General features: G+C 70.9%; 9 protein-coding genes. 7 read left to right on the forward strand and 2 right to left on the reverse strand.

Translation table 11 applies throughout. The features are described from left to right. Positions 1 to 53 precede the first annotated feature (53 nt). Together ACIPVN_RS12170 and ACIPVN_RS12175 are read right to left on the reverse strand one after the other, a co-directional pair. Positions 54 to 1,970 (reverse strand): alpha/beta hydrolase, encoded by a 1,917-nt coding sequence (locus ACIPVN_RS12170; RefSeq protein ID WP_400443040.1) that lies wholly within the window; start codon positions 1,968 to 1,970, stop codon positions 54 to 56. Beyond that, positions 1,967 to 2,350 carry a DUF6507 family protein gene (locus ACIPVN_RS12175; protein WP_400443042.1) on the reverse strand — a complete coding sequence of 128 codons (384 nt, stop codon included), beginning with the start codon at positions 2,348 to 2,350 and terminating at the stop codon, positions 1,967 to 1,969. Before ACIPVN_RS12175 ends, ACIPVN_RS12170 begins: the two co-directional genes overlap by 4 nt. Before the next feature lie 452 nt (positions 2,351 to 2,802). On the opposite strand from ACIPVN_RS12175, the gene ACIPVN_RS12180 reads away from it, so the two are divergent. The 7 genes from ACIPVN_RS12180 to ACIPVN_RS12210 all read left to right on the forward strand — a co-directional run bounded on the left by ACIPVN_RS12180 (position 2,803) and on the right by ACIPVN_RS12210 (position 11,260). Beyond that, complete coding sequence (locus ACIPVN_RS12180) at positions 2,803 to 3,345, forward strand: FHA domain-containing protein (RefSeq protein ID WP_400443044.1); 543 nt, start codon at positions 2,803 to 2,805, stop codon at positions 3,343 to 3,345. After that, complete coding sequence (locus tag ACIPVN_RS12185) at positions 3,338 to 3,604, forward strand: hypothetical protein (protein WP_400443045.1); 267 nt, start codon at positions 3,338 to 3,340, stop codon at positions 3,602 to 3,604. Before ACIPVN_RS12180 ends, ACIPVN_RS12185 begins: the two co-directional genes overlap by 8 nt. Then, positions 3,601 to 4,941 carry an EsaB/YukD family protein gene (locus tag ACIPVN_RS12190; protein ID WP_400443047.1) on the forward strand — a complete coding sequence of 447 codons (1,341 nt, stop codon included), beginning with the start codon at positions 3,601 to 3,603 and terminating at the stop codon, positions 4,939 to 4,941. The genes ACIPVN_RS12185 and ACIPVN_RS12190 overlap by 4 nt, the downstream gene beginning before the upstream one ends. Then, the gene (locus ACIPVN_RS12195; RefSeq protein ID WP_400443048.1) at positions 4,938 to 5,726 is read left to right on the forward strand and encodes a hypothetical protein; all 789 of its coding nucleotides are present in this window, start codon (positions 4,938 to 4,940) and stop codon (positions 5,724 to 5,726) included. Before ACIPVN_RS12190 ends, ACIPVN_RS12195 begins: the two co-directional genes overlap by 4 nt. Next, positions 5,723 to 8,989, forward strand: a complete 3,267-nt coding sequence (eccCa, locus tag ACIPVN_RS12200) for a type VII secretion protein EccCa (protein WP_400443050.1) — start codon at positions 5,723 to 5,725, stop codon at positions 8,987 to 8,989. The genes ACIPVN_RS12195 and eccCa overlap by 4 nt, the downstream gene beginning before the upstream one ends. Beyond that, positions 8,899 to 9,645 (forward strand): FtsK/SpoIIIE domain-containing protein, encoded by a 747-nt coding sequence (locus ACIPVN_RS12205; protein WP_400443052.1) that lies wholly within the window; start codon positions 8,899 to 8,901, stop codon positions 9,643 to 9,645. Before eccCa ends, ACIPVN_RS12205 begins: the two co-directional genes overlap by 91 nt. A gap of 79 nt (positions 9,646 to 9,724) precedes the next feature. Beyond that, entirely contained in the window at positions 9,725 to 11,260 is a 1,536-nt protein-coding gene (locus ACIPVN_RS12210) for a hypothetical protein (RefSeq protein ID WP_400443054.1), read from the forward strand. The last annotated feature ends 114 nt before the right edge of the window (positions 11,261 to 11,374 follow it).

The raw sequence follows: 11,374 nt of genomic DNA on the forward strand, positions 1-11,374 counted from the left end.
TCGAAGTTATCCACAGACCGCACCTGTCGCCTTTTATTTGCTTTTTGAGGGCGCTACTCGCGCATACGAGGGACGTCGGCTGCGCGGGCGATGTCGACCACGGACTGCCGGAACGACTGCGACTCGGGGTCGAGGTAGCCGATGGCGGGCGCCTCCCACGGTTGCAACACCGCCCATATCGGGCTCAACGCCAGCTGTGCCGGATTCACCCGGTAGTAGGGCAGATCCGAGCGTTGCGCATTGTGGCCGTCGGTCGCGAGCCCGCGTTCCGTGAGCACGGGTCCGTCAGCGCGGGGCTTGTCGTGGACGATTCCGCCCTCGGAGCTGAAGTTCCGCACACCGCCGATATCGGCCGGATCCACGGGGTGCTCACCCATGCGGCCGATGGGGGCGACCCAATCGTCCGGGCTCGTCGCCTCCGGGTGCGCGTAGGTCGCGTGGATGACGAGCTCGCCGGCATCCATCTGCCGCTCCAGCGCGTAGGCCGTCTGCCCGTTGATGCCCGCCGAACCGTAGAACCATGCGTTGCTGACGAGCCTCGGATTGTCGGCCATCATCTGCGCTCCCATGGTCGTGCCGAGGGAGTGCAGGCCGAGGTTGAGCTGGGTATCGGGGTTGTGCGCACGGAATCCGTGGAGGAGATGCGACAGGCGGACGGCACCGTTGTCGGGGCGCTCGATGTGTTCGACCTCGATCATGCCCCCGGAATCCCACTCCATGAAGAGCACCGTCGCGGTCGTCGCCGATGTGCGTGCCGCCACCTCGGTCTGCATCGTCCGGGTGCTCTGCGCCCAGTCCCGGAGAGAACCGAGATCCTCGGTGATGCCGTGGGTGAGCGTCGTGATCTGGTCGGCGCCGTCGAGATCACCCCAGCCGATGCTCGCCCGTGGGTTGCCGGTCGAGGTCTCGGCGAAGAGCGACAACAACTGCGGCTCGGGGCCGCTGCCGTCGTCGAGGAGCTTCGACAACTCGGTCAGTCGCTCTCGGTGCTCGCTGTGCAGGTCGTCGTCGGCCAACATCTGACGCAACGACTCCCGGTTGAACAGGTCGCGCGTGCTCGCCGTGATGCCGTTGAGGTTGCCGATCGCGAACGGCGCCAGAGCGAAGAGCTGCTCGGCGGATGCCGACTCCGTCTGCGCCCACAACCGTTGCGCCCTCTCGGGGTCGACCATCCCGACGGCTGCGGCGAAGTCCGGATGGTCGTCGACCCAGGCGCGGACGTCGTCGCGATCGGCCCGTCCCATCCACGAGATGCGCCTCGCCGAGGCCTCCGACAGCGAGCGGGTGAGCCGCTCCTCCAGTCCGATGGCCGCCCCCACGCCGCCGGGATACAGCGACTGCGACGCGCCCCAGTAGCTCTGGGCGATGTCGACGGTCCCGCCTCCGGCATCCGACACGGTGTCGCCGCCGCTGATGCCTCGGAGACCGCTCGCCAAGCCCTCCTCGACCTGTTCGACATCGCGTCGCAACCGGGCGATCTCGCCCTCGATCTCTCCGACGGCGGTCTCGGCCGCGTGCTGGTCCGCCCAGGCCGCCAGCCGTTCCCGGGACGCGAGGGACAACGCGTGCTCGGCATCATCGGCGTCACGGGCCCGCACGAACCGCGCCTCGGCTGCGGCGACGTCGAGCGCCGCCGCGGTGGCGCGGATGTTGACGGCATCGATCCGCGACGCGAGGTCGTCGCGGCGCCGCCGAAGGTCGGGGAGCGCCTCGGATGCGACGGAGACGAGGCGATCGCGCGCATCGTGCAAAGCGTCGGCGAAGTCCAGCGAAGCGCGCGCCGGGCGATCGAGCAGCTCGTAGGCACCCTCCGCTCCGCGCACATCGAAGACCTCGTGCAGCCGTTCCCACCGATCTGCGGCATCCATCATCGCGGACTCGATCTTCTTCGCGGCGAGGTTGAGCCGACCGGCGAGAGCCTCGAGCGCAGATGGAGCGAGCACCGTCGGCAGCTCCTCCGAGACGCTCACCGTCGCCCTCCGTCGATCAGACCGACGTTCGCCGGAGACCCGATGCCCCACGCGTCCTCCGCCCGCTGCGCGGCCGCGCGCATCTCGCCCGCCATCTGCTCGTCACCGGCGACGACGGCGACCGTCGCCTCGCTCACGGCGCCGGCCGCGGCGTTGATCGCGTACATGATCTTGCCCGGCACGAGGCGGCGATCCTCGAGGAACACCTCCCAGGCCGACGAGAGCGTCGTGCGTCCATCGGCGATCAGGGTCCCCCCGCCCTCGAACGCCGCCTCCTCGATCTCTTCACGGCTCTGCTCGAATCGCGACGCCGTGTCATCGACACCCGTGAGCACCCCGGCCACCCCGTCCGGATCCACCCGCCATCCTTCACTGTTCATTTTCATTTCCTCCGGTCTGCCCGACCTTCACGGTCTGGCGCCGGGAGCGTAACAAAACGGACTCCGAGAATCGCGAAGTTATCCACAGGGGGTGCTCGGCAGGTGTCCTCGTATGTATAAACTCGCCGACCGTGGGTGCGCGTGGGGCGCACTCCACAAAGGGGGGTCATGAGCACGGCTGGGCAGACGGATGGCGGCGTCGACGCGTTCGTCTACAGCGTGCGAGCCGATACCAGGGCGTGGTGCCCCGCCCTGGTATCGGACACCCTCACGGTGCTCGTGCCGCTGATCGGCGCCATGCTGACGTCTGCCGCGGGGGAGCGTCTGGCAGGTGCAGGGCTGGTGCTCCTCGCGCTGGGGATCGCGGGAGGTCAGGCGTCGGCGCTCGCTCGCAGCGGGCGCACGCTCGGCGCACGGCTGTTCGGGCTCCGCGTCGTCGAACGATCGAGCGGATGCCCCGCCGGACGCTTCCTCGTCGCCGACCTCGTCGCTCGCCGGCTCCGGGTACTCGACATCCGTCGAGGTCGCGACCCGATCTCCTCCGCCGTGGCGCTCTACCGGTTCCCGAGCGCGCTGCCACGCAGCATCCGGCCACGCGGGCGACGAACACCGTCGCGCTCCTGGATTCGGGTCAGCGACTTCCGTTCGCGCGCGCTCTGGTCGTCGGCAGGAACCCGACGGCGGATGCCCGGGGCGAGCAGCGGTTCTCCTGGCCCGACCTCTCGCGCACGCTGTCGAAGACCCACGCCCGACTCGAATGGGACGGCGAGAGCGTGTGGGTCACCGACCTCGGCTCCGCCAACGGGACGGCGATGGAGGTCGGCGCGGAGCGGGCGCCACTCGATCCGTTCGTGCCGGCGCGCATGCCCGCGGATGCGGTGCTCTGGCTGGGCGATCGCAGCCTCACGATCGCCGGCTCGCGTCGGGATCGCCCCGGCGCATCCGATGCGGCCGATACCCGTCACGAAGCGTTCCGAGGAGCGAACCATGCCTGATCTCCGCGACCGCGCCCTCATCGAGGAGGCGCGCACGCAGCGCTTCCGGCTCGGTTCGGCACTGCTGCACGGGCGCATCTCGGATCGCCGCACGGTGAACGACAACGTCCGCCGATTCATCGCCTCCCTCATCGTGGCGGCCCTCGCCTGCGCGGTGTGCGTCGGCATCTCGTTCGTCACCGATCTGCTCCAGGCGCAGGCGGCCGAGAAGGCGCGGCAGAACGCGTCGATCAGCATCATCGAAGAGGAGCCGGTGTGAGCGACTACACGCGCCTGAGCGTTCGGGGCTCGTCTCGACGGGCCGAGATCGCGGTGTCGAGCGACGACCCGCTCGGCAGTCTGCTGCCGCAGCTGATCGATGCCCTGGGTGAACCCGCCGGCACCGGTGGTCGCCCCCTCGCGCTCGTCACCGCGATCGGGGACTCGCTCGACCTCGAGCGCACCACCCGCGAGCAGGGCCTCGTCGACGGCTCGGTGCTGCGCCTGCTCCCGTTCGACTCCGCACCGCCGCCACCGATGGTCATCGACGTGGTCGACGTGGTCGCCGACGAGCTCGAGAACCGCCGCGACCGCTGGGGCGATGCCTCGAGGGCCGTCGTCAGCGCGGTCATCGTCGCACTGTCCGCGGCCGCCGCGTCGATCGCGGTGCCGTTCGACGGTGCCGCCGGCGGGGCCGTGCGCTTCGGCCTGCTGGGTCTGCTCCTCGTCTTCGCCGTGGGATCCGGTCTGTTCGGTCGCCGTCGGCCGGCGGCCGTCATCGCGACCGCGGCGATGGGGGCGGCCGTGCCCGCCGCGTTGTATGCCGCGGGAGCCCAGGTCGCGACGCAGCCGGCATCCGTCCTCGCGATCACCGCCCTGTGGATCGCGCTCGTCTGGTCGGCCGTGCTCCTGATCGGGGTGGGGGTCGCACTCGCCTCGCGCGGAGCGATGGTCGGCGGTGCGCTGGGGATAGCGCTGACCGTGCCGCTGCTCACGGCCCTGGTGATGGGTATGCGGCCGGACCAGGCGGCCGCGGTGATCGGCGTCGTCGCGGCGTTGCTCCTGGGTCTCGTGCCGTGGCTCGCGCTCACGGTTTCCGGTCTCACGGGCCTCGACCATCGAGCGGCCAGTGCCGATCTGCCGCGCCCCGCGGCGTCGGGCGCCGTGGCCGAGGCGTATCGCACCCTCGACTGGGTCGTGGCCGTGCTGGCCGCGGTGATCGCGCTCTGCGGAATCGTCCTCTGGATGACGGATGCCGTCTGGCCGAGGCTCCTCGCGGCGTCGCTCGCGCTCGTGGTGCTGCTGCGATCGCGGGCGTTCCCGCTCCGGTCGCAGGGCTTCCTGCTCTGGGCGGCCGCGATCGCCATCGCCGGTGTCGTCGGGGCGACCCTGATCGTGAACGGTTCGATCGGGTGGGCCGTCGCCTCCGGTGCCGTGCTGATCGGCGTGACAGCGGCCGTCACCGGGCTCGTGCGCCCGAAAGCGCATCAGCGAGCGCGGCTGCGCTCCCTCGGCGATGCGCTGGAGACCGCTGCCGTGGTCGCGATCGTGCCGATGGCGGTGGGGGTCTTCGGGATCTACACCGATCTGCTCGCACTGTTCGGAGGGGGCGCATGATGCCGTTCGACCGCGGGGCCATCCCCGTGGCGATGTTCGGCAGCGGCGCAGCGCTCCACACCCGGTTCGCCGCGTGGGACGCCGCGATCACCCGACCGATGAGCACAGTCCGTCGCATCGGATTCGTCCAGCTCGCGGCCGGAGCCGGCGCGACGACCGTCGCGGGTGAGACCGTGCGCCTCATCGCCCGACGGCGGGCGGCTCCGCCGCTCGTCGCGGACCTATCGCCCGAGGGCGATCTCGCCCGGCACTTCGGGATCGTCGAGACGTCACCGCGTCGGGACCGACGCCTGTTCCGCACCAGCGGCGACGCCCGGCAGACGGTGCAGGTGACGTCGGGTGTGCTCGGGACCCGACCGTCGGATGCCGAGGCCCGCCCGGTCGCCGCTTGGGAGCGCGAGATCTCACCCGTCATGCGCTTCCACGAGGTCGTGATCGCGGACTTCGGTCCGCGCGATCCCGATCGTGAGATCGCCGAGATCGCCCGGCTCTGCGATGCGGTCTGCGTCGTCGCCCCCGCGCGGCGCGAGGGGGCGGAACTGGCCCGGGTCGTGGTCGAGGCGATCGACGCCCTGCCCGGGAGCCAGCGGGCGGTCGTCGCCCTCGTCGATGCGAGCAGGGAATCGCGACGGGTTCCCGCGGTGATCGCGGCGCAGACCGAGCAACCGGTGATCGTCGTGCCGCATGATACGGCGTTGGCCGCGGGAGGGTCGGCGCGATCCTTCCGAGCGCGGCAGGCCCTGCTCCGTCTCGCGGGCGCCCTCATCGGCGAGGTCGGCGCATGACGCAGTCCATCGTGCACCGTCCTGCTCGGGCCGTCCTCCCGGCAGAGGCCCCGGAGGGCATCGTGCTCGCCGCGCCACCGGCGAGTAATGACGACGCCGCCGGTTTCCCGTTGCAGTCGGTGCTGCCGATCGTCGGCAGCCTCTCGTCGATCACCCTGATGGTGCTCCTCCGCGGCAATCCGATGTTCGTCGTGATCGGCGCGGTGATCCTCGTCGTCGCCCTGGTCGGAGGCGTCGGCATGGCGTTCACGACGCGCGGAAACGCGGCGCGTCAGCGTCGGATGCAGCGAGAACGCTATCTCGATCACCTCGAGCACGTCCGAGCCGAGCAGCGCGACCGGGCGGCCCACGTGCGGCGGGCGGCGCTCACCCGGCATCCCTCTCCCTCGGCGCTCATCGAGCTCGGGCACGATCCGGCGCGCCGCTGGGAGTGCCGCCCATCCGACCCCGACTTCCTTCAGGCGCGCGTCGGCACCGGCGACCTCCCGGTGCTCCCGGTGGTCCTGCCCGCGGAATCGAATCCGGTGCAGCCGTACGACCCGATCATGAAGGCAGCCGCCGAACGACTGGTCCGCTCCGCGGGAGTGGTACAGGGGATGCCGGCGACCGTCGACCTCTCGGCGGGTGGGCAGTACGCGATCGTCGGCGACCGGGTGCGGGCGTTGCAGGTGGCGCGATCGATCGCGGTGCAGATCGCGACGTTCCACTCGCCCGACGAGGTGCACCTCGCGGCCGTGGTCCCGGCATCCGCACTCGACGACTGGCGCGGCTTCGACCTGCTCCCGCATGCAGCCGCCCCGCGCCCCGCCGCCGATCAGCCATTGGCGCGCCGTATCGCCCCGACGCTCGACGAGCTGCTCGTGCTGATCGGACCCGAGCTGCGCGATCGTGTGGCCGCCACGACGGCGGCACGTCGGGCCGGGCGCCGCATCCGTCCGGTGCGTCTCGTGCTCTTCATCGATGAGGGCGACGGGTATGCGACGGCTCCGCCGCGCTGGGACTCGGTGCTCGACGCCGCCGATCTGGGCATCACGACCGTGCACCTCGTCGACGATCGTCTCAAGGAACCCGAGCACGTCGTCGCCCGGGTCGTGGTCGATGCGGCGGGCTGCACGATCGAGAGCCCGGCCGGGCCGGGGGAGCCGGTGGTCTGCGCGGCGGATGCCGTCGAGCAGGCGCTGCTCGAGACGATCGCGCGTCCTCTCGCGGCCCTGCGGATGAGCAGGGCGACGGCGGCCGAGGCGACCGACGCGGTGGCACCCGACCTCGGTGAGCTCCTCGGCCTGGGGGATGTGGCGCAGATCGACCCGCGCCGGGCGTGGGCGCCTCGCTCCGCCGCGGACTTCCTCCGCGTGCCGATCGGCGTCGACGATTCGGGGGCGCCCGTGCTCCTCGACCTCAAGGAATCGGCGCAGCTCGGTATGGGACCGCACGGCATCTGCATCGGAGCGACGGGGTCGGGCAAGAGCGAGCTGCTGCGCACCCTCGTGCTCGGACTGGCGGCCACGCACGGGCCGGATGATCTCAGCATGATCCTCGTCGACTACAAAGGCGGGGCGGCCTTCGCGCCGTTCGCCCATCTCCCGCACGTCGCCGGGATCATCGACAACCTCGCCGACGATCCGCAGCTCACCGAACGGGCGCGCGCGAGCATCAACGGCGAGGTCGTGCGTCGACAGCAGCTCCTGAAAGCCGCCGACAACTCGGCATCGATCACGCAGTACCGACAGCTCCGTCGCCGTCGACCCGAGTTGCCGCCGTTGCCCCACCTGTTCCTCGTGATCGACGAGTTCGGCGAGCTGCTCACCGCCAAGCCGGAGTTCGTCGACCTGCTGCTCACCATCGGACGCATCGGCCGTTCGATCGGTGTGCACCTGCTGCTCTCGAGCCAGCGGATCGAGGCGGGCAAGCTCCGCGGTCTCGAGACCTACCTGTCGTATCGGATCGGACTGCGCACGTTCTCGGCCGCCGAGAGCGCCATGGTGCTCGACACGCAGGACGCGTTCCACCTGCCGGCGATCCCGGGATACGCCTACCTCAAGGTCGACACCTCGATCTACACCCGGCTGCGCGCGGGGTACGTCTCGGGGCTCGTCGACGACGCACGGGAGCGGCCGGTCGATACGACGGAGGAGCCGCGGCTGCGGATCATCGGGGCGTACGACACGGTCGCGCCGCCGCCCGAGGTCGCGGCCGACGGGGTTCCGGCGGTGCGGAAGATCGCCGCGGAGGAGAGCAGTCTGCCCGAGCGAGCGCTGGTCGACGTGGCCGTCGAGCGGCTCGCGAAGGGCGCGATCCGCACGCGTCCGGTCTGGTTGGCGCCCCTTCCCACCCGGGTCGCGCTCGGCGGGCTGCTTCCGTCGAGCGGAGGGATCGAGGATGCTGCGGGGCTGCGCATCCCGATCGGCCTGCTCGACGAGCCGGCCCAGCAGAGGCAGCAGCCCTGGCAGCTCGATCTGACCCGCTCGGGCGGGCACATCAGCGTGATGGGTGCACCGCAGTCCGGTCGCTCGACGTTCCTGCGCACCGTCGCGGCGTCGATCGCGGTGACCCGCACACCGCGGCAGGTGAGCGTGTACGGACTCGACCTCACCGGCGGCGGTCTCGCACGCATCGAGGGGTTCCCGCATGTCGGCGGCGTCGCGACGCGCGGGCATCGGGAGCGCGTGGGCCGAGTGCTCGAAGAGCTCACGACCATGCTCGGCGTGCGCGAGCAGGTGTTCCGCACGGAGGGGATCGACTCCGTCGATGAGCTGCGCCGCCGCCACGCGGCCCGAGAACTCCCGCAGCTGCCCTCGGCCGATGTCGTACTGCTCGTCGACGGCTATGCGACGCTGCGCGCCGATTTCGAGGAGTTCGAGGGTTCGCTGCAGCGCCTCCTCGATCGCGGCGGCAGCTACGGCATCCACGTCGTGGTCACGCTCAATCGCTGGAACGACCTGCGCTCGCCGCAGCAGGGGGTGATCGGTACGCGGATCGAACTGGGGCTCAACGACCCGAGCGACTCGCAGGTCTCGCGCAAGCTCTCGTCGTCGCTGCGGCGCGATGAACCGGGGCGTGCGCTGACGGATGCGTCGGAGTTCGCGCAGATCGCCCTCCCGGTGCTCGAGGACGACGACTCGGTGGGTGTCGGCGAGATGCTGGAGGCGCTCGCGCGCCGGTCCGCGGAGTCGTGGCCGGACCGGAAGCGGCGCCGATCCGGCTGCTTCCGGAAGACCTCGATCCGCGGATGCTCGCGGATGCCGGGATCGATCCGTCGATGATCCCGCTGGGTCTGCGGCAGGACACGATGAAGACGTTCTCGCTCGACCTCGCGCGCAACGACCCGCACCTGATGGTGCTCGGAGACACCGGGTGCGGAAAGACGACCGTGCTGCGGGGCATCGTCCGTGGCGCGCTCGCGAGCCACACGGCGGACGACCTGGTCATCGCGTTGATGGACGTGCGTGGCGATCTTGCGGACGAGGTGCCCGAGCCGTATCTCGGCGGGCACGCCTCCACCGCTCCGCTGGCGCGTCAGCTCGCGGAGTCGATCGCGATCGAGCTCGACAAGCGACAGGCGTCGAAGGTGGCGGGGCCGAGGATCCTCGTGGTCATCGACGACTTCGACGTGCTGGCGGCGGGCGGCACCGAGCCGCTGCGGCCGCTCCTGCCCTACCTCGCCTCGGCGCGCGACCTCGGCCTGAACGTCGTGCTCACCCGGCCTGTGCTGGGTGCATCGCGGGCGATGTTCGACATGTCGCTCCAGGCGCTGCGCGACACCGGCGGATCGACGTTGGTCATGAGCGGCGATCGCGGCGAGGGGCCCCTGCTGACGAAGATCTTCGCCGAGCAGATGGTGCCCGGGCGCGGGCGGTTCGTGCGTCGGGGCGCGGGGGCGACCCTCGTGCAGGTCGCGCGGTTCGCCCGTGAAGAGTGAACGCCTCACACGGAGATCGTTGCGGCGGGCATGGCCGGGCATCCCGATATGCCGCAAACGAGGACATTATGCTGTATCCGTGAGTGAACACGAGACACCGGAGACTCCCCAGCCCCATGACCCGGCGGCGGCCGGTTCCGCATCGGATGCGGTCCCCACGCCACCGCCGGCGCCACCCGCCGCAGCAGACGCCCCGGACGTGCCCCCGGCCACGACGCCGGCCGGCCCGGATGGCTCGGAATACGTCCCCGGCGGACACGCCCTCCCGCCCGCGGATCCGCGTCACGCTCCCGGCCAAGCCTCGGCGAACGCACCCGGCGAGCACGCTCCTGGTCAGCCCGCTCCCGGTCAGCCCGACGGCCAGGCGGCTCCCGGTCAGCCCGCGCCGGATCAGCCTGCACCCGGTCAGCCCTATGGCCAGCCTGCACCCGGTCAGCCCTACGGTCAGCCCGTTCCCGGGCAGCCTGCTCCCGGTCAGCCCTACGGTCAGCCCGCACCCGGGCAGCCCTACGGTCAGCCTGCACCCGGTCAGCCCTACGTTCAGCCTTACGGCCAGCCCGGGGAGGGTTTTCCGCCGGCGGGGCCGGAGATCGGCCCGAACAAGAAGCTTCCGCTCGGTGCGATCATCGGCATCATCGCGGCGGGAGTCGTCGTCCTGCTCGTGATCGCCCTGGCCATCATCATCCCGCTGGCGGGTCGCGGCGGTGACGCCGGAGGCGGCTCGAACGGCGAGCCCGCGCCGCCCGCGGCCACCCCGGAGGAGTGGGTCGAGGAGTACCTCACCGCCCTTTCGGAGGGCGATGCCGAGACGGCGCGGAAGTACGTCGACACCTCGTCGTACAGTGATGTGCTCCTCACGGACGAGGTGCTCGAGGCCTCTCTCGAGCTGGGCGCCATCGACGACATCGAGGTCGGTGAGGCCGAGGAGGGCGAGTACAGCGACGTCGTCGTGCCCGCGACCTTCACGGTCGGCGGCACCGAGGTGACACGCGAGTTCGGGATGTACCAGAGCGAGTACGACGGCGACATCACCATGTACAACGGAGGCGCGCGAATCTCGACCTACGGGTTCGACGACATCGGCCTCACGGTGAACGGCGTGGAGATCTCGGAGGACGCCCTGGTCTTCCCGGGCATGTACGAGTTCGCAACGAGCCTCGAAGAGTTCACGATCGAGGGCGAGACGACGCTTCTCGTCGCGGACGAGAAGAGCGAAGAGGCGGCGAGCATGCTGCGTCCCGTGCTGAGCGAGACGGGGGTGACGTCGTTCCGCGAACTGGTCACGGCTTCGCTGCGCGAGTGCCTGGCGATGAAGACGCTCGCGACGCCCTGCGGCATGGATGTCACCGGCATCGAGCAGGACGGCTTCAGCCCCGTCGACGGAACCGTGACCCGCGCCCTCACCGCTGAGGGCGAGGCGTCGCTCGCCGCCCTCGTCGGAGAGGTCAGCGACCGCGCGGTCGTCTCGACATACGAGTCGTTCCGCACCGACATCACGCTCGAGGGACAGAACGCCGCGGGCGAGCGCGGTGCGTTCGAGGTGCTCTTCGGTGCAGGGATGCTGTCCCCGAAGGTCGACTTCGCGGCCGAGACCCCGACGGTCGTCTGGGAGTAGTCGCGGCATCCGCTCTCGCACCCAGAAGGGCCCGGCATCCGCGGTGGATGCCGGGCCCTTCTCGGGGCTGGGGCCCTTCGACGGGCTCAGGGACCCAGGGTGGCGCACGGACCC

It is taken from the genome of Microbacterium sp. NPDC090003 (assembly GCF_044748385.1).
GTDB lineage: Bacteria > Actinomycetota > Actinomycetes > Actinomycetales > Microbacteriaceae > Microbacterium.